We start from the raw sequence: 23365 nt of genomic DNA on the forward strand, positions 1-23365 counted from the left end.
GCCGTTGCGATGTTCGACCTGGATAAGTGGCAGGAAATCTGGAGCACCATGCGCCGCAACAAGCTGCGCACGGCCCTCACGGCTTTTGGCGTGTTCTGGGGCATTTTCATGCTGGTGCTGCTGCTCGGCGCGGGCAAGGGCATGGAAAACGGCATTTGGCGCGAGTTCGGCGCCGGCGCCCAAAACAGCCTGTTCATTTTCGGGGGCAAAACCTCGCTACCATGGCAGGGCCTGAAACCGGGGCGCGAAATCAAATTCACGAACGCCGATTTGGAGGCCTTCCGCCAGCGCGTGGAGGGCGTGGAAATGGTGGCTACCCGCAACCGGCTTTCGGGCGAGTACACCATTGTGCGCGGCACGCGCAACGGCTCGTTTCAGGTGTTTGGCGCCAACGGCGAGTTCTTCCGCATCAACGGCGAAGAAGTAAAAACCGGTCGGCTGCTGAGCCCGCTCGATTTGGCCGAGCGCCGCAAGGTGATGGTGATTGGCGAACGGGTGCGCAAGGTGCTGTTTAAGCCCGACGAAAACCCTCTTGGCCAGTACGTGCAGGTGAAGGGCGTTTTCTTCCAGATTGTGGGCACTTTTACCACCAACCAAAACCAGGGCCGCAACGAGGAGCGCGCCTACGTGCCGTTCAGCACCTTCCAAAGCACTTTCAACCAATACAACCAAGTGCAGCTGCTGGCCATTACCACCCGGCCCGGCGTGCCCGTGAAGCAAGTAGAGGAGCAGGTGCGGCAGCTAATGGCCAGCCGCCACCAGTTCGACCCGGTCGACAAGCAGGCCATCGAGCTTGAAAACAACGAGGAAGAGGTGGCCCGCTTTCAGGGCTTGTTCAACGGCATTCGGCTGTTTGTGTCGATTATCGGCGTGCTCACCCTGATTGCCGGCGTGGTAGGTGTCAGCAACATCATGCTCATCATCGTGCAGGAGCGCACCAAAGAAATTGGCGTGCGCAAAGCCATTGGCGCCACGCCCTTCAGCATTGTGAGCATGGTGGTGCAGGAGTCGGTAGTGATTACCGGGCTGGCCGGCTACCTAGGGCTGCTGGCCGGCGTGGGCCTGCTCGATGGGTTGCGCTACGCCATCGAGAAATCGGGGGCCGAGCTGCCCTACTTCACCCGCCCCGAGGTGGATGTGGGCGTGGCCGTTGGCGCCACGGTACTGCTGGTGCTGGCCGGCGCGCTGGCCGGTTTTGTACCCGCCATGCGTGCGGCCAACATCAAGCCCATCGAGGCGCTCCGAACAGATTAAGCAAGAACAACCCAACTCCCCTCCTCAGCTGAGGAGGGGACGCGGCTGCGAAGCAGACGCTGGGGTGGTTGGCCGCGCGGCAGAGACTAACCTCAACCCAACAGCCCGTCTGATATAAACTCGACATGACGGGCTAATTGCCCGGCATGACCGTTCTGAGGTTCCACATGACGGCCAAATTGCCCTAGGTCGTATCGTGCCAACGACCGTCAACCACCCCGCCCTGCGGGCACCCCTTCTCATCTGAGGAGAGAAGTTTCGCCCTCCCCAGCTTCCCACAACTCCTTAAGCCATGTTCGACCTAGATAAGTGGAGCGAAATCTGGAGTACGGTGCAGCGGCACAAGCTGCGCACCTCGCTCACGGCCTTTGGCGTGTTCTGGGGCATCTTTATGCTGGTGGTGCTGCTGGGTGCGGGCAAAGGTTTTCGCAACGGCGTCGAGAAAGAATTCGACGTAGCCAAGAACGCCATCTTCGTATGGTCGCAGCGCACGAGCGAGCCGTTTAAGGGCATGAAACCGGGCCGCTCGGTGCAGTTCACCAACGACGATGTGGCCGTGCTGCAGCGGCAAGTGCCCGAGGCCGCATTGGTGTTGCCGCGCACCTCCTTGCACGGCACTTTCACGGTGCAGTACGGCACCAAAAGCTCGTCGTTTTCGGTGAACGGCGAGTACCCCGGCTACCCGCAGGTGCGGCCGGTGGCACTGCTGTCGGGGCGCTTCATCAACGAGCCCGACGTGCGCGACCGACGCAAAATTGCCGTGATTGGGGCGCGGGTGGCCGAGGTGCTGTTTGGCACGCAAAACCCCATTGGGCAGCAAATTCGCATCAAGGGCACCTACTTTCAGGTGGTGGGCACCTTTAAGGGCACGGGCCGGGCCGAGGAGGCGCAGGAAGACGCCCAAACCATCTTCATTCCGCTCACCACCCTGCAGATTGCCTTCAACCAAGTCAACAAGATTGACTATTTCGCTTTCCTGCCCAAGCCCGGCGTGCCGGCCAAAGTGGTGGAAACGAAAGTAAAGCAGGTATTGGCGCAGCAACACAAAGTATCGCCTACCGACGAGCGGGCGTTTGGCTCGGCCAACGTAGAGGAAGAATACGCCCGCGTGCAGGGCCTCTTCCTGGGTATTGCCGGCTTTAGCTGGTGGGTAAGCCTAGGTACCATTGTGGCCGGCATCATCGGGGTGAGCAACATTATGCTCATCGTGGTGAAAGAGCGCACCAAGGAAATCGGCATCCGCAAGGCTATGGGCGCCACGCCTTGGAGCATTGTGAGCATGATTGTGCAGGAAAGCATCGTGATTACGGCCGCAGCGGGCATGCTCGGCCTGCTGGCCGGCACTGCGCTTATGGCTTTCCTGAGCAACCTCATCGAAGGCCAGGACATCAACTTCTTTTACAACCCGCAGGTGGATGTGCAGGTGGCCCTTACGGCCGTGTTCATGCTGGTTTTCTGCGGGGCTTTGGCCGGGCTAGTGCCAGCCACCATTGCCGCCCGCGTGCAGCCCGTAGTGGCCCTGCGCGACGAGTAAGTAGTTTGGGTTGTCAGTTGCGAGTTATCAATTATCAGTGATGAGCCAGGCAAACCAGCAAACAACCCGCAACCCATACCTCGCAACGGAAAATTAGCATCAGGCAACTGAAAACTGGCAACTCTCAACCGACAACTGATCCATGAAACGCGTCTTCCTCGTCCTTCTTCTCGTGCTTCTGCTAGGCGGCTTCGGGTGGCTGGGCCGCTACTTCTACCTGCAGGCCCACGCCGACCCCATCACCTACAAAACCGAGCAGCCTTTTGTGGCCGATATCACCAAGAAAACGGTGGCTACCGGCAGCATTGTGCCCCGCCGCGAGGTGCAGATTAAGCCGCAGGTTTCGGGCATTGTAGAGGAATTGTACGTGGAGGCCGGCCAGCCCATCAAAGAAGGCCAGCTGATTGCGCGCATCCGCACGGTGCCCAACGCCGCCAGCGTCAACAACGCTCAAAACCAGATTCAGCAGGCGCGCGTGGCTTTGGAAACCAGCCAGCAGGAGCTGGAGCGGCAGCGCCCCCTGTACGAGCAGAAGGTGATTGCGCAGCAAGAGTACAACCGCCTGCTCAACGACGTGCGCGCCCGGCGCCAAGCCCTTGAGGCTGCCCAAAACGACCTGCAAATTGCCCAGCGCGGCGCCTCGCGCAACACCGGCGGCGCTACCAACGTGGTGCGCTCTACCATTACGGGGTTGCTGCTCGATGTGCCCGTGAAAGTGGGCTCGTCGGTGGTGGAGCGTAACAACTTCAACGAGGGCACCACCCTGGCCACCGTGGCCGACATGAACAGCCTGGTGTTTGAGGGCAAAATCGACGAAAGCGAAGCAGGCAAAGTGCGCGAGGGCATGCCCATTAAACTCACGGTGGGCGCTATCGAAGGCACGGCGTTTCCGGCCACGCTGGAGTACATCGCGCCGAAGGGCGTGACGGAGGAAGGCGCCATCAAATTTCAGGTGCGGGCCAAGGTGCAGCCGCAGCCGGGTGTGTTTTTGCGCGCGGGCTACTCGGCAAACGGCGACATTGTGCTCGACCACAAAAAGCAGGTGCTGGCTATTCGGGAAGCGCTGCTGCAGTTTGGCAAGCTGAACAAGGACAGCGTGTTTGTGGAGGTGGAAACCGCGCCGCAGCAGTTCCAGAAAAAGCTGGTGAAAACGGGCATTTCCGACGGCATCAACGTCGAGATTGTATCGGGCCTGAGCAAGGGCGATAAGCTGAAGGTACTGGGCCCCGCCACCGACGAGAAGAAAGGCTAAGCACAACCCGCGGGCGGGGTGTTTACGTTCGAACAACTTTTACCCCGTACCCTGCTGCACCCATGGCCAACCCGCCCGCTGCCTTTACCCTGCGCTTCGACCCGAAGCTGAGCATCAACCCCTCGGGCAAGCATGTGCGCGACGGGCTCTCGTCGACGCTGCGCACCGGCGACAACCTCTGGATGGCCTGCGACGAGCGCGCCAGCGTGGAGCGCCTGCGCCTCACCAACGACAGCACCTTTGGGCAGCACTGCCGCTTTCAGCTGGCCGATTTTCTTGACCTGCCCGACCCCGATGCCGAAGCCGAAATAGACATTGAGGGCCTGGCCGAGGGCGACGGGTACCTGTGGATTGTGGGCTCGCACAGCTTGCGCCGCAAAGACCCCAAACCCGAAAAAGACGACACAGAAAAGAGCCTGGCCAAGCTGGCCAAAGTGCGCGCCGACCCCAACCGCTACCTGCTGGCCCGCGTGCCGCTGGTGCTCAACGAGGAAACCCAGGATTACGAGCTGCAGAAATTGGCCCCCGGCCCGGGCCAGAGCCGCCAGAAGCTGCGGGCCGCCCGCCTAGGTCATCATACCTTGGTGCGCCTGCTGCGCCGCGATGTGCACGTGGGACCGTTTGTGCACCTGCCTGGCAAGGATAACGGCTTCGACATTGAAGGCATGGCCTACGCCGGCGACGGGCGCCTGTTTGTGGGCCTGCGCGGCCCGGTGCTGCGCGGCTGGGCCATTGTGCTGGAGCTGCACGTAACAGCGGGCAGCAAACCCGGCCGCCTGCGCCTAAACAAGCTGCCCGGTGCCGAGGGTGTGTACTACCGCAAGCACTTTCTCGACCTAGGCGGCATGGGTTTGCGCGAGCTGCGCCTGGTGGGCAACGACTTGTACCTGCTGGCCGGCCCTACCATGGACCTCGACGGCACCATTGCCGTGTTTTGCTGGCCCGATGCCCTGCACCACAACGCCGACAGCCTGGTGGCACCCGCCCAGCTGCGCCGCTTGTTTGACGTGCCGCACGGCTACGGCCCTACCGCCGGCAAAGACAAAGCCGAGGGCATGGCCCTGCTCAACGAAAATCACGTGCTGGTGGTGTTCGATAGCCCCACCGACGCGCGCAAACCCGAGGCCGATACGGTAATTGCCGACGCCTTCCGGATACTGCAGGAGCCCGAGCAGCCCGCCGCGCAAAACGCCACCCCGGCCGCGGCCGCGCCGCCCGCGGCGGCCGAACCCGGCCCCGAAGTTGCCGCCGCCGACGCGCACGTAACCGCCCCCGATGCCGGCGGCAACTTGCCCTCGCAGTAGCCGGCCGCCCACCAACGGCCGCCAAAGCTGTTACTTTGCTCGGCATACCTACTTCTTTGTTATGGCCGACAACGCCACGCTCATCCAAACGCCCGAAACCCGGCACCGCATTTATTTCCAGGATTGCGACCAGCTGGGCCACCTCAACAACGCCCGCTACCTCGACTACTTCCTGAACGCGCGCGAAGAGCACACCATGCGCCACTACGCCCTTAACCTAGGGCAGCTTACCCGCGAGCAGCGCGCCGCCTGGGTTATTACCAAGCACCACATCAGCTACCTCAAGCCCGCCAACCACGGCGAGGAGGTACTTATTCGCACGCAGCTCATCCACTTCGACAACTCCTCGCTGGTGGTTGAGATGCAAATGCTCGATGCCGATGGCCTGCGCCTGAAATCCTTGCTGTGGTCGGAAATGGCGTTTATCAGCCTCGTAAACGGCAAACGCGCCGACCATTCCGATGCCCTGATGGACATGCTTGAGGAGGTAGACGTGGACGATGTGCAGTACCACCCCGACGGCTTCGACGAGCGCATTCGGGAGCTGCGCCAGCAGTTTAAGAAACAGCGCAAAGCCGCCGGCCACGACGAGGAGTAGCGCAGTGTAGCGCGGACTTTGTAGTCCGCGTCCACAAATAGCATTTTCAATCGTTAAGTTGGTTGAGAATACTACCTGTGGGCGCGGACTACAAAGTCCGCGCTACTGTTCACCACAACCTCCCCTTCTGCCTTGCGTTAGCCAGAAACCGGAACCACCCACCTAGGGCGGTTCCGGTTTTTCATTGCCGAATGTTTCACCACACCTAAAAACACCATGAGCATTTTTGGTAACGATCCGCTGAAAGGCAAAAAAGTAGCCGTGCTAGCCACCGATGGCTTCGAGCAATCGGAGTTGGAGCAACCCGTGAAGGCGCTGAAAAACGCCGGCGCCGAGGTAGACATTGTTTCGCTGAAAAGCGGCTCCATTAAGGGCTGGGACGAGAAAGACTGGGGCAGCAAGGTTTCGGTGGATAAAACCCTGGACGAAGCCAAGCCCGCCGATTACGACGCACTGGTGCTGCCCGGCGGCCAAATGAACCCCGATGTGCTGCGCACCGAGCCCAAAGCCGTAAGCTTCGCGGCCGATTTTATGCAGGCGGGCAAAGTGGTGGCTGCCATTTGCCACGGCCCCTGGACGCTGGTAGAAACCGGCCTGGTGCGCGGCAAAAACATGACGAGCTGGCCCAGCCTTAAAACCGACCTTACCAACGCCGGCGCCCATTGGCAAGATGCCACCGTGGTAGTAGATGGCAACCTGATTACCAGCCGCAACCCCAACGATTTGCCTGCCTTCAACGAAAAGCTGATCGAGAAAATTGGCGGCACCCAAGCCTAGGTGCCTACCGCACAAAAGAGCCCCGGCAGCCACTGGTTGCCGGGGCTCTTTCGTGCCGGTTGCTTACCGGCAACCTAGGGCACCAGCGCCAGCAGCGCGGCCGTCCAACGGTGGTACACCAGGTAAAAGCCTATATCGAACACAAACAAAAAGCCGCCCTGCACCCACAGCGAGCGGGCGTAGCCCAGGTAGCGCTCGGGCAACTGATCCGCGGAAGCAGCCCGCGCAAACAGCCACGCCCCCACGGCTACGTACGCCACATCGAGGCCGGCATTGAAGAGCAGAATCTTCTCGAACGCGAACTGCGCCTGCAGGCTGTGGGCCAGCGTAAGGCCCTCCACGTGCAGCGGCCGGGCTTGCAGTATGCCCCATACGGCCAGCAGGGCGTTTACCGCGCCCCATCCCACGTTCATCTGATGAAAATAGTGCTGCTGCGTAGCTGGCGTGCGCGTAACCAGCCAGCCGCTGCCCAGCAGGTTCAGCAAGGCCCAGGCACCTAGCACGCCCATGCCTTGCTGGGTCAGCATTTCGCGCTCAAAATTGATGGCCGGCAACGCGGCGGCTACATCGGATACTACGGGCATAGGCGGCAGCAACAACAACGCACGAACCTAAACAAGAAAGCGCGCCGTGTGGGGCGCGCTTTCCGAAAAATACCTAGGCAGGCGGTGGGTTACTGGGCAAAGCCGAAACCTACGTACACCTGAATGAGGCTGTTCTTGATGTCGTTGAGGTTCTCGTTGGGCGTCATCATCCCGTTCTCCATCTTGGGGTCGTTGTAGATGTTGGCCAGGCTGAGCACGTAGCGGCCACCCACGCGGGCCGGGCCCACGCGCGCCTCCAGGCCGGCCACTCCGCCGTAGTCGAGCGAGTTGTAGTTGCGGTTGCTGATGTTGACGGCGTTCTTGTCTTCCTTCACGTTCACGAGCAGCGACACTTGCGGGCCCACGTGGAAGCTCACGTTATCCACGAAGTTGTACACGAACATCACGGGCACCTGCACGTAGTCGAGCTGCGTTTCGTAGGTGTTTTGCATGCCCGCCGGCCGGAACGCCGACGACGCCTTAAAGCCTTGGCGGCTGTAGAGCGCCTCTACCTGCAGCGAGGTTTGGGGCGAAAAACCAAACTGGGCGTAAGCACCGGCATGGAAGTTCTGGCGGCTTGCCTCGTTGCCGTAGTTCTTCTTGTCATCGCCGCGGAAGTTGGAGGAGTTCCAACCGCCCTTAATACCGAAACCGTTGTTGCGCGAGTCGGGCGTGGTTTGGTAGTCCGACGATTTACGAATTCCTTCTACGCCGCGTTGGGCCAGGGCTTCCCAGCTGCACAGGGCGCACAGCGAGAGTAAGAGTGCAATTTTTTTCATGTGATAGTGGATCTTGGGTTGAGCCCCACCCGGCAGTTGCGGGCAGCAACGCATCGGGCCATAGGCGATTGGCTATACTTTGGCCGGCCCCTACGGGTTGCACACAAACCCTACGCAACAGAAAATTTTCCTGTTGGGCTGCTTGCCTGCGTGGCCGAGTGCTGTGTATGTTTGCGGCTTCCGGCCTTGCCCTACCGGAGCGTTAGCTCAGTTGGTTCAGAGCACCACCTTGACACGGTGGAGGCCACTGGTTCGAGTCCAGTACGCTTCACGAAAACGCCCTTACGGCTTCCGCAAGGGCGTTTTTCATTTTATGCCCACAAGCACAACAGGCCGCCCTTGTTTTGCAGCGGCGGCCACTACGGCCCTAGGTGCCAAGCAGCGCTTGCACCGCCGGCAGCGTAATGGCGGGCGTAGCCCCGGGCTGCGTAGCCACCAAAGCGCCGGCGGCACAAGCAAATCGCAGCAGTTCGTTGGGCGCTTGCCCGGCCAGCCACCCGCGCAGCAAAGCCGCCAAAAAGGCATCGCCGCTGCCAATGGTATCGTGCACCGCCACGGGCACGCCGGCCGCCTGGTACAGCTGGCCGTTGGCCCACAGCAAGGCGCCGGCGGCACCTAGGGTAACGCACACGGCTTGGAGGCGGTAGCGGCGGGCCAGCCACGGCAGGGCCGCTGCGGGTTCGGCGGCCTGCCCCAGCCATTGCATCAGCTCGCGCAGCTCGTGGTGGTTTAGCTTCAGCAAATCAGTGCGGGCAAGCAGGGGCAACACCACCTCGGGGCTGTTGTGCGGCGGGCGCAGGTTCACGTCGAACACGCGCAAGCGGGCGTGCGGCAGCAAGCCGTGCAGCGTGGCCCGCGTGGTGGGGCGGCGCGCCACCAGGCTCCCGAACACCAGCGCATCGGCTTGGGCTACCAGCGCCTCGGCGGCGGGGCTGGGCCCGATAGCATCCCAAGCGGCGGGCTCGGCAATGGTGTAGCGCACGTTGTGGGCATCGGCTACGTTGGCGTGCACTACGCCCGTGGGCAAGTGGCTGCGCTGCACGTGCGTGGTAGCCAAGCCCTTGCTAGCCATCCAGCAGCGCAGCTGCTGCCCTAGGTCGTCGGGGCCGGTGCTGCTGATGAGCCAGGCCGGCACCCCCAGCTGCTGCAGGTGCACGGCCACATTAAGGGGCGCTCCGCCGGGTTGCTTACCGGTGGGCAATACATCCCACAATATTTCGCCGAAGCACACCACCGATTGGCTCATACAACTGCCGTCGAAGCACTGGAAGAAGCGGCTGGTGCTGATGCGGCCAGCCCACAACACCGCCACCGCCGCGCCGGCAATATAGGCCGTGGAGCCATTGGTGCTTGCCGCGTTTGGCTTCGCGAAGCCGCGTCGCAAACCTCGGCCCCCTTCGCCGCGTTGTTTCGGGCGTGACTCATCCGCCGCACTACCTGCCCGTTGCTTGGGCGCCGCTCTACGCCCACCCGCTGCCCGCCAGCCACCGCTTTCCGATGCTGAAGTACGAGCTGCTGCCCGAGCAACTCATCCGCGAAGGCACCATTGCGGAGGAAAGCATCTTTGCGCCCATTCCGCTGCCCGACAAGTACATTCTGGAAACGCACTGCGCTGCGTATTACCAACGGCTGGTGCAGGGGCAGCTTACGCGCCAGGAGGAACGCGCCACGGGCTTTCCGTGGTCGGAGCAGTTGGTGCAGCGCGAGGTTACGATTTTGGGCGGCACAGTGCAGTGCGCCAAGCTGGCCCGCCACACCGGCGTGGCGCTCAACGTGGCCGGCGGTACCCACCACGCCTTTGCCGACCGCGGCGAGGGGTTTTGCCTGCTCAACGACCAAGCCGTGGCGGCCAACTACCTGCTGCAACACGAAGGCATCGGCAAGGTGCTCATCGTCGACCTGGACGTGCACCAGGGCAACGGCACGGCGGCCTTGTTCCGGTACGAGCCACGGGTGTTTACCTTCTCGATGCACGGGGCGCGCAACTACCCGGCCCGCAAAGAGCACTCGGACCTGGACTTGGCCCTGCCCGACGGCACCGACGACGCCACCTACCTAAAACTGCTGCACGAAACCCTGCCCCGCCTGCTCGACGAGGTGCAGCCCGAATTTGTGTTTTACCTCGCGGGGGTAGATGTGCTCGGCACCGACAAGCTCGGCCACTTGGGCCTCACGCGCGAGGGCTGCCGCCAGCGCGACCGGTTTGTGTTGGAGCTCTGCCACCGATACCAGCTGCCCGTGGTGGTGTGCATGGGCGGCGGCTACTCCGAGCGCATCAGCGACATTGTGGAGGCCCACGCCAATACCTTCCGGCTGGCGCGCGAGTTGTGGTTTTGAGTGGCAGCAGAACGATAAAACTCCCCTCCTCAGCTGAGGAGGGGACGCCGCGGCGCAACCGCGGCCGGGGTGGTTGACCTCGTGTGAGATAGTCACCTCAACGAACCAGCACGTCATGCTAAGCGCAAGCGAAGCATCTCTTCCGCTTCGTCGAATAATAAAATGCTATCAGTAGAGATGCTTCGCTTGCGCTCAGCATGACGGCTTAGGGTTGGCGCCCTAGGGCAATCGTCCAGGCATCAGCAACGATTGTCAGTCACCCCAACGGCAGTTGAAGCTGCCGCATCCCCTCCTCAGCTGAGGAGGGGAGTTTTATCGTTCTGCTACTCGCCCGCGCCTTCAATGATCAGCTGCCAACGAAACGCCCACTGCCAGCGCAACTGGTAGCGCGTAATGGCGGCCGTGGCGAGCAGCGCTTCCCAGTCGTGGCGGCGGAACGCGCGAGCTACCGACAAAGGCGCATCGTTTTGCACCAGGTACGAGCCGCCCAGCAGGCGCGTCAGCCATTTGATGCTGTGGTAGGCCAGCGGGTGGCGGTGCAAATCGTTGATGATAACGGCCACGCGCGCTTGCTCGCGCCACTGGCGCAGCATGGGCACCAGTTCCTGCTCGGTAAAATGATGGCAGAAGAGGCTGCACATCACCACGTCGTAGCGCTGCCGGGCGAAATCGGGCGCGAAGATGTCTTGCTGCGCAAATTCGATTTCGGGGTAGGTTTGGCTGCGGGCGCGGGCGTAATCCACCATAAAGGCGTTGGCGTCGAGGCCCACCAACTCCACGGCCAAACCTTGTCGGCGCGCCCACTCCGCCACGCGCCGCAGGGTGTCGCCGCCGCCGCTGCCTAGGTCGGCAATGCGCACGGGGCGGCTGGCAGGCAACCGGGGCCGCAGGCGCTGCAAGGCACTAAGCACCACGCGGTAGCCGCCCAAGCGCGTGTTGATGACCTCGAGCTCGTCGAGGTTCCGGCGCAGGTCGTCGGAGGCCAGCGTCAGGTCGTCCATCAGCTCAAGCTCCGAGGAGCGGCGGGCGAAATCAGGCATAATGGGTGAAGGAGGAATGATGAAGGAAGAAGGAGGAATGAAAAAAGGAAGCAGCGGCCTTCCTCCCTCGTCATTCCTCCTTCTTCCTTACTTGTAAACCACGCGCAGCAACATGGCTTCCAGCGTCAGGCCCGGACCAAAAGCAAAGCTGAGCACGGGCGCACCGCTTTCTTCGGGCTGCAGGTGCCGCTGCAGTTCGCGCAGCACAAACAGCACCGTGGCCGACGACAGATTACCTACTTCGTGCAGTACGCGGTAGGCGTGGCGGTTATCGGCCGGCGAAAGGCCTAGCTCCTGCTCAATGGCCTCCAGAATGCGCCGCCCGCCCGGGTGAATGGCAAAGTGGCGCACATCGGGCAGGCGCACAGGCAGGTGCTGCAGCAGCCCGTCGGTGAGCTTGCGGATGCCCTGCTTTACCAGGCGCGGCACGTAGCTCGACAGCGTCATTTCAAACCCGAAGTCGTTTACGTGCCAGGCCATATCGGCTTGGCCATCGGGCTCGAGGCCGCAATGGAACGCGGCTAGCTCGAGGTTAGGTCGGCCTACGGCGGGTTGGCCTAGCACCAAAGCCGCCGAGGCGCCGTCGCCAAACAGGGCGTTGGCCACGAGGTGGTCTTCTTCGTTGCGCTTCTGAAAGTGCAGGGTACACAGCTCGGTGCACACAATGAGCACACGCGCACGGGGGTCGGCGCGGCAAAAAGCATCGGCTAGCTTCAGGGCATTGAAGGCGGCATAGCAACCCATAAAGTTGACGCAGGTGCGCTGCACATCGGGCCGCAGCCCTAGGTGCTGCACCAGCTCGATATCGAGGCCAGGGGCGTACATGCCGGTGCAGCTCACCGAAATTAGGTGGGTAATACTTTGCACCGCAATTTCGGGCGCTTGGCGAAGGCAGTCGAGGGCGGCTTCGGCGGCCAGCGGCAAGGCCTCGCGGCGGTACACGCGCATGCGGGCGCCCACCGTCGGGAAGGGCTCTAGGTCGGGCGTATTCGGAAAGAACGTGTAGGCGCCGGGCGTGCGGCCGTAATCGGGCAATACCGAGTGCCGGTAGCCAATGCCCGACATGCGGTAGATGGCGCGGAGCTTGCGGGTGCCAGCTTCGTCCATGCCATGGGCACGGGCCATAAACTCGGCAATCTGCGGCTGCGGCAGCCGGTGCGTCGGCGTGGCCGTGCCGATGGCGCTGAGGTAGCTGGTGGTCATGAAAGGCAGTATACGGAAACCGATGCCGCGCGGCGCGGCACCCCTACCGACAACGGCCCAGCTTTCGGAAGGTTTAGCAAAATCAGAAAGGCGCGCCGTGGGTTTGCCGCATGAGGCCCTGCACCAGGGCCGGGGCGTGGCGCAGCGTGGCCACCACGGCATCGGTAAGGCGCGGGCCGCCAAACAGGCGTTGCACCAGGCGCCCCACACGCAAGCGGCCCGCAAACTGCCGCTGCCACGCGCGGGTGTAGCTGGCTTCCAATGCTGGGCGCGTGAGCTGGCCGCCTAGGTAGCAGTGGGCGTGCTCGGCCGCCAGGGCCGCGCCGTGCATGGCCATGGCCATGCCGTTGCCGCACAAGGGCGTAATCAGCCCGGCCGCGTCGCCGCACATCAGCACGTGCTGCTCCACGCAAGTTTTTGGGGCAAAGGAAATTTCGTTGATGACCTCGGGCTGCGCATACAGGCGCTCGGCTTCGGTGAGCACCTGCCGCAGGTGCGGGTTTTGGGCCAGCACCTCGGCCTCGAGCGCGGGTATGCTGCCGTGGCGGCGCAACTGCTCGCGGGTGGTGAGGTAGCAGAAACAGTACCGATCGGCCTCGATGGCCGAAAGCCCCGCATAGCCATCGGCAAAGTTGTGCAGGGCAATGAGGTTGCGCGGGAAGTCGAGCCGCAGGTGGTACTTAACGCCTACGTAGGGCGAGCGTTGCCGGAAAAAGGCACGCTCGAGCTGCCGGTCGAGGGTGGCGCGTTTGCCGTAGGCACCCAGCACCACGCGGGCCGCTAGTTGCTGCCCATCGGCTAGGGCAACGGCAAATCGATCGGCATCGGGCTCGAAGCTGACGTTGCTGGCAGTAGCGCCCAACCAAAACTGCACGCCGCGGGCCGTTGCCAGCTGGTACAAGTATTCGTCGAGGGCATAGCGGCTCACGCCGAAGCCGCCTAGGTCGAGGTGGGCCGTGAGGGTGCGGCCACCCGGCGCCGACACTAAAAATTGTTCAATTTGGGCCGGCTGCAGCGGGGCCGGGTCGGCGCCTAGGCGCCGCAGGTACGGCAGTACTTCGTTCGACACGTACTCGCCGCACACCCGGTGAAACGGGTAGTGCCGCCGCTCTACCAGCGCCACCTGCCAACCCCGGCCAGCTAAGTCGAGAGCGGCGGTGAGTCCGGCCAGGCCGCCTCCGATAATGAGTACATCAACAGCAGAAACAGGCCGGTTGGTGGGCAAAGCGAAAAGAGAAATTAGAACTAACGAAGGCTGACGCTGTATTCGTATACGAAGCTTGAAAAGGTACCTTATATTCCATATATTTTTTATAACCTATTTCAGAATAAGCCGTTACTTTTGTGGATGTTCCGTGCGTTGCGCCGCACCTAGCCACGATGCAGCGCAGGCACCCAGCCAACGTTACCCCTTTCTATGCCCCAACGATTACTTTACGCTATTTTGGTAACTGCTTTTAGCCTTTGCTGTTTGCAAAGCAGTTTACCCGCCGCGGCTGCCAAGCAGCAGGCGCCGGCGCGGGCAGTAGCGCCCCCAGCTTCTTCCGACGACAAGAACATCTTGGTGTACCCCAACCCCAGCTCGGATGTGGTGTACGTGTCGTTTACCGGCTTTGAGGGCCGCAAAACCGAATTGCGCCTGCTCAACGTGATTGGCACCGTGGTGTACCGCGAAACCATTACGGAGCTGAATAACCGCTTTACGCGCCGCCTCGATTTGAGCCGTTACGCCAGCGGGCTGTACTACGTCAAGATTGACTCCGACAACACGAGCGTAATGCGCAAGCTGGTGATTCGCTAGCAGTTGTGTTTCGTGCGCGGCGGCCGTTGCTTTCTTCGGGAGGCAACGGCCGCCGCGTTTATGGGCGCTTGGGCTGGTGGGGCAGGGCAAAAAAAAGCCCTCCGGAGCAAACCGGAGGGCTGATGAGACAAATCGAAGTTAGGGTTAGCGGCGGGCGCGAACTGGCACTGGCTGGAGCTGAGGGGTACGGCCACCCAGAACACGGTCCAGAAGCGCAGCCAATTTATCAGCAAGCGAATTCAGCGTCATGGAAGAGTACAAGTAAGTGGAAAGCCTACATACCAAATTACGCAGCTTTAACTAATTCGGACTACGCCGGGGTTCCTTTTTTTTGCCAAACTACAATTTCGCTATCCAAAAGGGCTTTTACTACCCGGTGCGCGTCGGGCCCTACCCCGCCCATCAGGGCCGAGCCGCGGCTGTCGAGCCAGGGCAAGCCCAAGAAGGCAAAACCCGGCACCGTGCAAATGCCGCGGTGGTGCACCGGAACGCCCTGGTTATCAAACACTGGCAACTCAACCCAACGGTAATCGGGCCGAAAGCCGGTGGCCCACACCACGGCTTGCAGCGCGGGCGTGCGGCCAGCATCGGCCAACAAGGCGTCGCCTTCGGCTTGGCGGGCGCGGCCAACCCAGTGCACGTTGCCGAAGCGGCGGAGGCGGCGCAGGTCGCCGGCTACCACGGGCTCGGCGCGGCGGTGCATCCAGCCGCCCAGCCAGCCGTGCCGCGAAAACCGCAACACCCCGAACGTCTTCAGCAGCACCCACATCAGGCTGTTGTTGGGCATGGTGGGCGTATTCGGGTCGAAAGCGATGTACACGGGGCGGCCGGTGGCAGCCACATCGGCGGCAATTTGCAAGGCCGAGTTGCCGCTGCCCACCACCGCTACGGGGCCGGTTCCGGGCAACTGTGCGGGCGCTTGGTACTGGCTGCTGTGCAGCTGCTGCACCTCGGCACCTAGGGCGCTGGCCCAAGCCGGCACGTGCGCGGCCTCAAAACCGCCGGTGCATACGATTACGCGCTTGGCTAAGTAGCGCGCGCCGCCCGCGGTGTGCGCCGCAAAGCCGCCCGCTTCGGCCGCACTCACACGCACCACGCGCTGCCCTAGGTGCACCTCGAAATCGAAGTAGTTGGCATAGAGCCGCAGGTACTGCGCGGCCTCGTCTTTGGTGGGGTAGCGCAAGGCGGGGCCGGGCCACTTTAGCCCAGGCAGCGCGTTGGCCCAAGCCGGCGAAAACAGCCGCAGCGAGGCGTAGCGCAAGGCCCACGCCTGCCCTACCTCGCGAGCCTGCTCGAGCAAGATGCACGGCACGCCCGCTTGCTTTAGGTAATACGCTGCGGCCAAACCGGCTTGCCCGGCCCCAATGATAAGCGTATCGGTGCGGTACTCGCCTTCGGCAGAAACAATGGATGGCATAGCAAAGGCGCGGCACCATTGGGCGTCGCGCCACAAAGAAACAACTACGCGCCAGCTATGCTTACCTGGCCGCTGCAGCTGCCGGTGCCAGACGTGCGGCCGTGGCCAGATCGGCTTTGAGGTGCTGCGCGGTATGGTGCGCCAGGGCCATAATGGTGAGCATGGGATTGACGCCGCTGCACGCCGGGAAAGCCGAACCATCGGCCACGTACAGACCTTTGGCCTCGTACAGCTCGCCCGTGGGGCTGGTGGGGTGCGTGGCGCGGTTGCCGCCCATGCGGCAAGTGCTCATCTGGTGGGCGCTGTAGAGGTTGAAGCGGTTGGGGCTCCAATCGAGGCGGGGTAGCGTGTCGAGCACTTGGCGGTTCTGAATTTCGCCATCGCGCACGTGCAGCTTGGGCAAGGTGCCGTGCGGCAGGTACACGGTGTGGGCCCCCGCCGCGGCGTGGATTTCGGCCGCGGTGCGCACGCCAGCCAGCAGGCTGCCGCGGTCGAAGGAGCTGAGGCGGTAACTGATGAGTGGCTGCCCTTGCTTATCGATGCGCACTTGCCCGCCGTCCCGGTCGCGCGTTAGCACGATAAACGAGCCCAAATGCGCCGCCTGCTCCATAACGCGCTTGTGCTGCTCGCCCGAAAGCCACGGCAGCGTCATGGCCATCAGCCCTAGGTGCGCGGGCGGCGTTTCGATTTTAGCACCGAAGTTGGAGCCGTTAAGCCGTGCGCAGCTGTCGTTTACTACCGACATGCTCGGGCCAAACCACGCCTCTATCAGCTGCGGATACACGCCCGATACCGCCACCGTGGGGTGCAAATGCAGGTGTTGCCCTAGGTGCGGGTGGCGCAAGCCGCTGCGGAGCAGCAGTGCCGGCGTTTGGATGGAGCCCCCAGCCACTACCACGCGCTCGGCCTGAATGCGCACCCGCACGGTACGTTGCTCGGAAGTAGTGTGCACGGCTTCGGCGCCTGTGGCGCGGCCGGCCTCCAAGGTAATGCGCTCCACGCGGGTATCAGGCAGCAGTCGGGCGCCGTGCTCGGCGGCGGTTTTCAGGTAGGTGTTAAGCGTGCCTTGCTTGATGCCGTACCGGTCGCCGAAGGTGCTGAAGCCGAGGCCGCGGAAGTGCAGATCGGAATCGTCGAGGCCTTTTTCGTTGCGCGGAATCAGACATACCTCCTGCCCTAGGTGCCGGGAGCCCTCGAGCAAGGCTTGGTTCTGGCCGTTGTGGCGCACGTAGTCGGTGTTCACGCTCAGGGCCGCTGCCACCGCTTCGAGGCTTTGCCGGAACGATGCCTGGGTAAAGTGTGGGGCCTGATGTTCGCGCGCCCACTCATCCAAAATGTAGTCGGGAGTGCGGAAGGAGCCGGCCCAGTTGACGGTGGTGCCGCCACCCAGGCACGAGCCGGCCAGCAGCGTTACGCCCCCATCGGTGGTGCTGAGGGTGCCGCGTGCATCGTAGAGGTGGCCAATCATGTCGGCTTCGCGCTGCGTAAAGTCGCAGCCGTGGCAGTACGGGCCTTTGTCGAGCACCAGCACATCGTGGCCAGCGGCGGCCAGCTCGCCGGCCACCACGCCGCCGCCGGCGCCGCTGCCAATCACCAGCACCTCGCAGGAGTAGGTAACCTCCGCCGCGTCGGGGTGCAGGGTTTGCAGCGGCCTAGGGGTATCTACCAGCCCATCGGAAAAAGCCAGCGGGCCGGGGTAGCCCAGCTCCTGCCAGTTGAAATTGGGCGCCTCGGGCGCCGAGCCGCCGTAGTACAGAAACATTACCAGCTTGCGCAAGGCCTGAAACCCTTGCCGCAGCGGCGGCAGGCTGCTTTGGCTCCAGCGCTGCAACAGCTTTTCGCGCTGGGCGGCATCAAGGGCCACAAAGGGCTTCAGCGGCCCGCCCCAGCTCAGTCCCAGCAAGCGACTAGCTAGCAAATCGAGCAACTGCCCAAACTGCTGCTGCGCGGCTTGCGGCTGGGCCTCAATGGCGGCTTGCAGCAGCTCAAGGCGCACGCCTTCGGCGCCGTGGTGCTGCCAAAACGAGGCGTGCTTGGCGTGGCCCGGCAAGCTCGGAATAAAGGCATCGGCCAGCGCGGCCAGGGTGCGGCGTTGCTCAGCAGAGAAATCCATGCAAAAGGTAATTAAGCAGGCAAAACAGGCTCACGTTTCGTCCCGGCAATAAGCAGCGGCAATATGCGCGTGGCTTACTGCTAAATACGAAATTTCCAGCAGAAGCTCGGCATGCCGAGCTTTTTAAAAGTACTCAACTCAGCGGCTGTATGGCCAGGCTTAAATTGTTGAGCTTGTGCTTGCAGCCAAGGCAGGACCAACTCTACCTTTGATGCGACCTAATCCGAGCGGGCAAAACTGATATTATACGCTCCTATTTCGACTAGGTTTTGGTGCTGATGCTTGCCTACTGGCAACCAGCGTATTGCCCCGCTACTTCACCTGCCTATCGGCTACACCTTTTACTGCAACCCGTGAATTTGCTTGCCCCTCGCCTGCTCGGCGGTGCGCTGCTGCTATTGCTCCCCGAGCTGGCAGCGGCTCAGTCGTCGTTTAACCTTTCGCGTTCCAACTACAGCGGCCTAGGCGGCGCTGCCTGGAACCCCGCCACCCTAGCCGACAACCGCTACAAGTTTCAGCTGAAGCTGATTGGGGTGGATGTGCACGCCACCAACACGGCCTACCGCTACAGCGGCGACTGGCACCTGCTCAGCCGCGACGTACCCATGGAGTTCAACAACAACACCCTGGAGCCTCGCCCCACCGACAAGCCCAAGCTGTTTAGCGTGGGCATGAACCTGCGCGGCCCGGGCCTGATGGTGCGTCTGAACGAGCGCAACTCGGTGGCCATCAGCAGCCGGGTACGAGTGGCATTTCAGGGCAACCGTGTATCGCCGGTGCTGCTGCAAAATGCCGTTGACGAGTTCAAGACCAAAGCGCGCTTCGACAACAATACCTTCAACCTCAACCTAAACGCTTTTGCTGAGTGGAACGCCTCGTATGCCCGCGTGGTGTTCGACGAAGGACCTCACTTCCTGAAGGCAGGCCTTACGGCCAAGCGCCTGCTGGGGGTAGCGTCGGCCTACCTGCAAAGCCGCGACCTCGACTACGAGGTAGTAACCCGCACGGCCGCTACCGGCGACTCAACCCTGCGCGTGCACAACCTCGACGGTGCTTTTGGCTACTCCAATGCCGATGCGTTTGAGGACTTTGAAGCCGGTGACGCACAGCGCTGGCTGGCGCCCAGCAATGCCCCCGGCAGCGGCTGGGGCGCCGACCTGGGCGTGGTGTACGAGTACCGACCCGACGACCCCGCTCAGTACCGCTACGTTGATAAGAAAGGCGTGACGCGCACCGATCATTCGCGCAGCAAGTACCTGTACCGGGTGTCGGTGGCCATTACCGACCTAGGCTCCATCAACTACAAGGATGCCGTGGCTTACAACAACATCAAGGCCAAGAACCTAGGCGTGAGCGAAAGCGACATCGAAGGCATTGATGCGGATAACTTCGATCAGCGGTTTGAGCGCGTGCTGCAAACCGGCCGGTACCAGAAGGAAACGCGCTTTGGCGCCGCGTTGCCCACTGCCCTGAACATTGATGTGGACTACCGCCTGGTGCCGCGCGTGTACCTGAACGCGGCCATCAGCCAAGGCTTGCGCAGCACCTACGCCGCCGGCATGCGCCACTTCTCGTTTGCCTCGGTAGCGCCACGCCTCGAGATGAAGTGGCTGGAAGTATCTACCCCGGTGTCGCTCATCAACAACTACCAAACGCTTACCTACGGCCTCAACTTACGCCTAGGTCCGCTGAGTGTGGGCTCGAACGACCTGGCCGGGCTGCTCAGCGCCAAGCCCTACGGCACCAACGCGTACGTGGAGCTGTCGTTGCTTTCGCTCACCAATAAGCGCCCCAAAAACAAGAAGCCGAAAGCCGGTAAACCCGTGCCTTCGGCCGCGCCGGCCCAAATTTAGCTACCTGCTTAGGTGCCAACACGGCGCCCCGCTGCTACCCACCTAGGGTTTGCGGCGGGGCGCCGTTGCTATGCGGCGCTACAAGAACTTTAGCAGCCAGCCCACCATTTTGTGCACGCGCTCGGTGTAGGGCGGGTAAAACATTTTGATGCCGGTTTTGCCCACACGCTGCTGCAGCACGGCTTTTTCGTTGGAGAAAGCCACGAAGCCGTAGTGGCCGTGGGCGCGCCCAATGCCGCTGTTGCCGAAGCCGCCGAACGGCAGCTCGGGGTGGCCTAGGTGCACAATCGTGTCGTTGACGCAGGCACCGCCGGCGGGCACGTGGCCGAGCAAGTAGCGCTGGTTTTCGGCGTTGCGCGTAAACACGTACATGGCCAGGGGGTGCGGCCGGGCGTTGATGAAGTCGACAGCCTCCATAAGGTTGCCGAAGGTTTGCACGGGCAGCAGCGGGCCAAAGATTTCCTCTTGCATCACGGCGCTGTCGGAAGGGGCATTTAGCAGCACAGTGGGCTCGATAAAGCACTGTGCGTGGTCGACGCTGCCGCCCACGGCAATGGTGGCGCCGCGCTGCTGGGCATCTTCGAGCAGGCGGGCCAAACGCCGGAAGTGGTTGCCGTTGACGATGCGCGCAAACGAATCGGACTGCGCCACGCCCCGGCCCTGGGCATCGTAGAAACGGTTGAGCACCTGCCGAATTTCTTCTATCAGCTGATCTTTCACGCGCTCGTGCACCAGCAGGTAATCGGGCGCCACGCAGGTTTGGCCCGCGTTGATGCACTTGCCCCACACCAGCTTTTCGGCGGCATCGCGCAGGTCGGCGGTGTCGTCGATAACGGCCGGCGACTTGCCGCCCAGCTCCAGGGTTACGCTGGCGAGGTGCTCGGCGGCCGCGCGCATTACAATTTTGCCCACCTGTGGGCTACCCGTGAAGAAGATATGATCGAAAGGCAGCTGCAGCAGCGCCGTAGCCACGTCTTTGTCGCCCTCTACCACACTTACCTCAGCGGGGTCGAACACCTCCGTTACCAAGCGCGCAATGAGCGCTGCCACACCCGGCGTAATTTCCGAAGGCTTAACAATGCAGCAGTTGCCCGCCGCCAGCGCCGACACCAGCGGCCCGATGGCCAGGTAAAAGGGGTAGTTCCAGGGCGCCATTACCAGGCACACGCCCTTGGGCTCGTACTGCACCCACGAGTTGGTGCCCAGCAGGGCCAGCGGCGTACCTACGCGCCGGGGGCGCATCCACTGCCGCAGGTGCTTGATGGCATGGCGAATTTCGGCCTGGGTAGCGTAAATCTCGGTTACGTCGGTTTCGGTGGCGGGCTTGCGGAAGTCGCTGTACAAGGCCGCACGGATGTCGTCGCGGTGTTGCGTAATCCAGTCGTGCAGGCGCTGCAAACGCCGGATGCGCTCGGCGGCCGATTCGCGCCTCAGGGCTTCGCTACGGCCTTTTTGCAAGCTAAACAAGCGCTGCAAGGCAGCGGCATCGGGCGCAATAGTGGCCCGGGCGGGCGCTACGGAAACGGGCATAACAGATGGGCCAGCAATGAGGTGTGGCTAAGATAACGTGCGCTTGGCCCTGCGGAGTTACGCCCGTTGCTTTATCCAACAGGCCGCGGCTGGCGTATTCACCCTTCGCGACGCGTATCTTGGGTTAGCAACCCGCCTTTCCTCGCTATGTTATGGATACTACCCTGTTGCTGCAAGGCCAAATGGTAACGCTGCGGCCGCTCACGCCCGCCGACAAAGAGCTGTTTTACCAATGGGCTGTGCGCTCCGATGCCACGCCGTACATCTTCGGCCCCGACCAAGGCGCGCAGGTACCCTCCTGGGAGGAGCTCTTTGGCGACTACCTGCCGCATTATTTCGATAGCTCGGCGCCTAACCTAGGGCAGTCGTTCGGCATCGAAGTGAACGGGCAACCCATTGGCCAGATCAACTACGACGAAATCGACCCGCTCGACAACTCCACCGAGCTCGACATCTGGATTGCCTCCAACACCGATACCGGCCGCGGCTACGGCACCGACGCCCTCAATACCTTGGTCGAATACCTGTTCGAGCAATTGGGCGTGGAGGTATGCACCATTGTACCGGCGGCCTCCAACACGCGCGCCATCCGCACCTACGAAAAAGCCGGGTTTACGCTCGCCCGCGAGGTGGTGCACAACCAAGTGCGCTGGCTGCACATGGAGCGCCGGTGCACTACCTAGGGCTGCTTGCCAAAGCGGTTAGCTACGGCACCGGCATTGCTAAAGTTTTAAACAAAGTTATCCACACAGTGTGCATTAGTTACTTAACATATTGCACCACAATAAGTTATTGACACACACCTTTATTAAACCACCAGTTCAAAAGGCTTATTCACACTCGGGGTTAGGCTTTGTTATCGGTATCGCCGAAGCTGCTTGCCTCTGGTATTGAAACACCAAAGCACCCAGGGCAACGCCCCTTTACATAAGCAACCAAGCCGCCGCAACCTGGGCAGGCTGGGGCGGCTTGGGTGTGCCGGCGGCGGTTGCTGGCCCTAGGTGTTCAGGATTTCGCCGCCGTTGGGGTGCAGGGCTTGGCCCGTAATGTACGAGGCGTCGTCGGAGGCCAAAAACACGTAGCACGGGCCCACCTCGGAAGGCTGACCGGGGCGCTTCATGGTAGTGTCCTGCCCAAACTTGGCCACCTTTTCGGGCGGAAACGAGGCCGGAATGAGCGGCGTCCAGATGGGGCCGGGCGCTACCGAGTTCACCCGGATTTTCTTCTCGGCCAGCTGCTGCGCCATGGAGCGCGTAAAGGCCGTAATAGCGCCTTTGGTTGAGGTGTAATCGACCAGTTGCTGGTTGCCGCGGTAGGCATTGATGCTGGACGTGTTGATGATGCTGTCGCCTTCTTGCATGTGCTTGAGGGCGGCGCGCGTTACCCGCACAAACGAGAAGAAGTTGACCTGAAAAGTGTCTTCCCACTGCTCGTCGTCTACTTCCGTCAGGTCTTCGCTCACGAACTGCTCGGCAGCGTTGTTTACCAGGATATTCAGGCGGCCCAGCTCCTGCACGGTCCGCTCCACCAGCTCGTGACAAAACTGCCGGTCGCGCAAATCGCCGGGAATGGCCAGGCAGCGGCGGCCCTCCTGCTCCACCAACTGGCGGGTTTTGTGGGCATCTGCCTCTTCGCTGGCGAGGTAGGTAATGGCTACGTCGGCGCCCTCGCGGGCGAAGTGCACCGCAATGGAGCGCCCGATGCCCGAGTCGCCGCCCGTAATCAGGGCCACCTTGTCCTTTAGCTTGTCGCTGCCTTTGTAGCCCTCGCGGATGTACTCCGGTTTGGGCGTCATTTCCTGCTCGAGGCCGGGCTGCTGCTCTTGCTGTTGCGGCGGCAGCTGCGTGGGTTTGTTTTCCATAGCGCGTAGTGGTGAGTAACTAAGCCCCAACAAACGCGCCGGGCGGGCCAGGGTTATGGCCGAGCCAGCCCAATAAGTGGCGCCCCTAGGTGCGCAACTTGTGGGGGCAAGGCAAGTGCAGCCGCCTG

The 23365-nt window shown here is 62.2% G+C and carries 20 protein-coding genes and 1 tRNA gene; 11 read left to right on the forward strand and 10 right to left on the reverse strand.

Features of this window, described 5'->3' with window-relative positions; all coding sequences use genetic code 11:
- Nucleotides 1-9 precede the first annotated feature (9 nt).
- From D3Y59_RS11495 to D3Y59_RS11520, 6 genes are all read left to right on the forward strand, one after another.
- A complete protein-coding gene (locus D3Y59_RS11495) occupies nucleotides 10-1254 on the forward strand; it encodes an ABC transporter permease (protein WP_119445184.1) in 1245 nt (414 codons plus the stop codon).
- Nucleotides 1255-1546: 292 nt separating this feature from the next.
- Entirely contained in the window at nucleotides 1547-2788 is a 1242-nt protein-coding gene (locus D3Y59_RS11500) for an ABC transporter permease (RefSeq protein ID WP_059069146.1), read from the forward strand.
- 142 nt (nucleotides 2789-2930) lie between these two features.
- Nucleotides 2931-4040, forward strand: a complete 1110-nt coding sequence (locus D3Y59_RS11505; protein ID WP_119445185.1) for an efflux RND transporter periplasmic adaptor subunit — start codon at nucleotides 2931-2933, stop codon at nucleotides 4038-4040.
- A gap of 62 nt (nucleotides 4041-4102) precedes the next feature.
- Nucleotides 4103-5344, forward strand: a complete 1242-nt coding sequence (locus D3Y59_RS11510; RefSeq protein WP_205590828.1) for a DUF3616 domain-containing protein — start codon at nucleotides 4103-4105, stop codon at nucleotides 5342-5344.
- Nucleotides 5345-5405: 61 nt separating this feature from the next.
- The gene (locus D3Y59_RS11515; protein WP_162910712.1) at nucleotides 5406-5942 is read left to right on the forward strand and encodes an acyl-CoA thioesterase; all 537 of its coding nucleotides are present in this window, start codon (nucleotides 5406-5408) and stop codon (nucleotides 5940-5942) included.
- Nucleotides 5943-6158: 216 nt separating this feature from the next.
- Complete coding sequence (locus D3Y59_RS11520; protein WP_119445187.1) at nucleotides 6159-6719, forward strand: type 1 glutamine amidotransferase domain-containing protein; 561 nt, start codon at nucleotides 6159-6161, stop codon at nucleotides 6717-6719.
- A 74-nt stretch (nucleotides 6720-6793) separates the two neighbouring features.
- On the opposite strand, the gene D3Y59_RS11525 is transcribed toward D3Y59_RS11520, so the two are convergent.
- Entirely contained in the window at nucleotides 6794-7303 is a 510-nt protein-coding gene (locus tag D3Y59_RS11525) for a DUF6992 family protein (protein ID WP_119445188.1), read from the reverse strand.
- Between the two features lie 89 nt (nucleotides 7304-7392).
- Nucleotides 7393-8082, reverse strand: coding sequence for a porin family protein (locus tag D3Y59_RS11530; protein WP_162910713.1), 690 nt, complete (start codon nucleotides 8080-8082; stop codon nucleotides 7393-7395).
- 196 nt (nucleotides 8083-8278) lie between these two features.
- Between D3Y59_RS11530 and D3Y59_RS11535 the strand changes: the two genes are divergently transcribed.
- Nucleotides 8279-8353: transfer RNA gene (locus D3Y59_RS11535), tRNA-Val, on the forward strand.
- Nucleotides 8354-8449: 96 nt separating this feature from the next.
- Here the strand turns inward: D3Y59_RS11535 and D3Y59_RS11540 are convergent.
- Complete coding sequence (locus D3Y59_RS11540; RefSeq protein ID WP_240410338.1) at nucleotides 8450-9466, reverse strand: carbohydrate kinase family protein; 1017 nt, start codon at nucleotides 9464-9466, stop codon at nucleotides 8450-8452.
- Nucleotides 9467-9498: 32 nt separating this feature from the next.
- On the opposite strand from D3Y59_RS11540, the gene D3Y59_RS11545 reads away from it, so the two are divergent.
- Complete coding sequence (locus D3Y59_RS11545) at nucleotides 9499-10419, forward strand: histone deacetylase family protein (protein ID WP_240410339.1); 921 nt, start codon at nucleotides 9499-9501, stop codon at nucleotides 10417-10419.
- Nucleotides 10420-10742: 323 nt separating this feature from the next.
- Here the strand turns inward: D3Y59_RS11545 and D3Y59_RS11550 are convergent, their stop codons facing one another.
- The 3 genes from D3Y59_RS11550 to D3Y59_RS11560 form a co-directional block, all read right to left on the reverse strand.
- The gene (locus D3Y59_RS11550; RefSeq protein WP_240410340.1) at nucleotides 10743-11459 is read right to left on the reverse strand and encodes a methyltransferase domain-containing protein; all 717 of its coding nucleotides are present in this window, start codon (nucleotides 11457-11459) and stop codon (nucleotides 10743-10745) included.
- A gap of 87 nt (nucleotides 11460-11546) precedes the next feature.
- Complete coding sequence (locus D3Y59_RS11555) at nucleotides 11547-12662, reverse strand: type III polyketide synthase (RefSeq protein ID WP_119445190.1); 1116 nt, start codon at nucleotides 12660-12662, stop codon at nucleotides 11547-11549.
- A gap of 82 nt (nucleotides 12663-12744) precedes the next feature.
- Nucleotides 12745-13887 carry an NAD(P)/FAD-dependent oxidoreductase gene (locus D3Y59_RS11560; protein ID WP_119445191.1) on the reverse strand — a complete coding sequence of 381 codons (1143 nt, stop codon included), beginning with the start codon at nucleotides 13885-13887 and terminating at the stop codon, nucleotides 12745-12747.
- A 246-nt stretch (nucleotides 13888-14133) separates the two neighbouring features.
- Here D3Y59_RS11560 and D3Y59_RS11565 point away from each other — a divergent pair, with 246 nt between their 5' ends.
- Complete coding sequence (locus D3Y59_RS11565; protein ID WP_162910714.1) at nucleotides 14134-14463, forward strand: T9SS type A sorting domain-containing protein; 330 nt, start codon at nucleotides 14134-14136, stop codon at nucleotides 14461-14463.
- Nucleotides 14464-14773: 310 nt separating this feature from the next.
- On the opposite strand, the gene D3Y59_RS11570 is transcribed toward D3Y59_RS11565, so the two are convergent.
- Nucleotides 14774-15880 carry a flavin-containing monooxygenase gene (locus tag D3Y59_RS11570; RefSeq protein WP_162910715.1) on the reverse strand — a complete coding sequence of 369 codons (1107 nt, stop codon included), beginning with the start codon at nucleotides 15878-15880 and terminating at the stop codon, nucleotides 14774-14776.
- 61 nt (nucleotides 15881-15941) lie between these two features.
- Entirely contained in the window at nucleotides 15942-17993 is a 2052-nt protein-coding gene (locus D3Y59_RS11575) for a GMC family oxidoreductase (RefSeq protein ID WP_119445194.1), read from the reverse strand.
- A 353-nt stretch (nucleotides 17994-18346) separates the two neighbouring features.
- Between D3Y59_RS11575 and D3Y59_RS11580 the strand changes: the two genes are divergently transcribed.
- Nucleotides 18347-19846 carry a DUF5723 family protein gene (locus tag D3Y59_RS11580; RefSeq protein ID WP_119445195.1) on the forward strand — a complete coding sequence of 500 codons (1500 nt, stop codon included), beginning with the start codon at nucleotides 18347-18349 and terminating at the stop codon, nucleotides 19844-19846.
- Between the two features lie 78 nt (nucleotides 19847-19924).
- On the opposite strand, the gene D3Y59_RS11585 is transcribed toward D3Y59_RS11580, so the two are convergent.
- Complete coding sequence (locus D3Y59_RS11585; RefSeq protein WP_119445196.1) at nucleotides 19925-21376, reverse strand: aldehyde dehydrogenase family protein; 1452 nt, start codon at nucleotides 21374-21376, stop codon at nucleotides 19925-19927.
- 152 nt (nucleotides 21377-21528) lie between these two features.
- On the opposite strand from D3Y59_RS11585, the gene D3Y59_RS11590 reads away from it, so the two are divergent.
- Nucleotides 21529-22059 carry a GNAT family N-acetyltransferase gene (locus D3Y59_RS11590; RefSeq protein ID WP_119445197.1) on the forward strand — a complete coding sequence of 177 codons (531 nt, stop codon included), beginning with the start codon at nucleotides 21529-21531 and terminating at the stop codon, nucleotides 22057-22059.
- A gap of 314 nt (nucleotides 22060-22373) precedes the next feature.
- Here the strand turns inward: D3Y59_RS11590 and D3Y59_RS11595 are convergent, their stop codons facing one another.
- The gene (locus D3Y59_RS11595) at nucleotides 22374-23237 is read right to left on the reverse strand and encodes an SDR family oxidoreductase (protein WP_119445198.1); all 864 of its coding nucleotides are present in this window, start codon (nucleotides 23235-23237) and stop codon (nucleotides 22374-22376) included.
- Nucleotides 23238-23365: the final 128 nt, after the last annotated feature.

This window comes from Hymenobacter oligotrophus (assembly GCF_003574965.1).
Classification (GTDB): domain Bacteria; phylum Bacteroidota; class Bacteroidia; order Cytophagales; family Hymenobacteraceae; genus Solirubrum; species Solirubrum oligotrophum.

Bases quoted from the DNA above. Each gene is read 5' to 3' on its own strand.
- D3Y59_RS11495 (WP_119445184.1), top strand. From the start codon at position 10: ATGTTCGACCTGGATAAGTGGCAGGAAATCTGGAGCACCATGCGCCGC.
- D3Y59_RS11500 (WP_059069146.1), top strand. From the start codon at position 1,547: ATGTTCGACCTAGATAAGTGGAGCGAAATCTGGAGTACGGTGCAGCGG.
- D3Y59_RS11505 (WP_119445185.1), top strand. From the start codon at position 2,931: ATGAAACGCGTCTTCCTCGTCCTTCTTCTCGTGCTTCTGCTAGGCGGC.
- D3Y59_RS11510 (WP_205590828.1), top strand. From the start codon at position 4,103: ATGGCCAACCCGCCCGCTGCCTTTACCCTGCGCTTCGACCCGAAGCTG.
- D3Y59_RS11515 (WP_162910712.1), top strand. From the start codon at position 5,406: ATGGCCGACAACGCCACGCTCATCCAAACGCCCGAAACCCGGCACCGC.
- D3Y59_RS11520 (WP_119445187.1), top strand. From the start codon at position 6,159: ATGAGCATTTTTGGTAACGATCCGCTGAAAGGCAAAAAAGTAGCCGTG.
- D3Y59_RS11525 (WP_119445188.1), bottom strand. From the start codon at position 7,303: ATGCCCGTAGTATCCGATGTAGCCGCCGCGTTGCCGGCCATCAATTTT.
- D3Y59_RS11530 (WP_162910713.1), bottom strand. From the start codon at position 8,082: ATGAAAAAAATTGCACTCTTACTCTCGCTGTGCGCCCTGTGCAGCTGG.
- D3Y59_RS11550 (WP_240410340.1), bottom strand. From the start codon at position 11,459: ATGCCTGATTTCGCCCGCCGCTCCTCGGAGCTTGAGCTGATGGACGAC.
- D3Y59_RS11555 (WP_119445190.1), bottom strand. From the start codon at position 12,662: ATGACCACCAGCTACCTCAGCGCCATCGGCACGGCCACGCCGACGCAC.
- D3Y59_RS11570 (WP_162910715.1), bottom strand. From the start codon at position 15,880: ATGCCATCCATTGTTTCTGCCGAAGGCGAGTACCGCACCGATACGCTT.
- D3Y59_RS11575 (WP_119445194.1), bottom strand. From the start codon at position 17,993: ATGGATTTCTCTGCTGAGCAACGCCGCACCCTGGCCGCGCTGGCCGAT.
- D3Y59_RS11585 (WP_119445196.1), bottom strand. From the start codon at position 21,376: ATGCCCGTTTCCGTAGCGCCCGCCCGGGCCACTATTGCGCCCGATGCC.
- D3Y59_RS11590 (WP_119445197.1), top strand. From the start codon at position 21,529: ATGGATACTACCCTGTTGCTGCAAGGCCAAATGGTAACGCTGCGGCCG.
- D3Y59_RS11595 (WP_119445198.1), bottom strand. From the start codon at position 23,237: ATGGAAAACAAACCCACGCAGCTGCCGCCGCAACAGCAAGAGCAGCAG.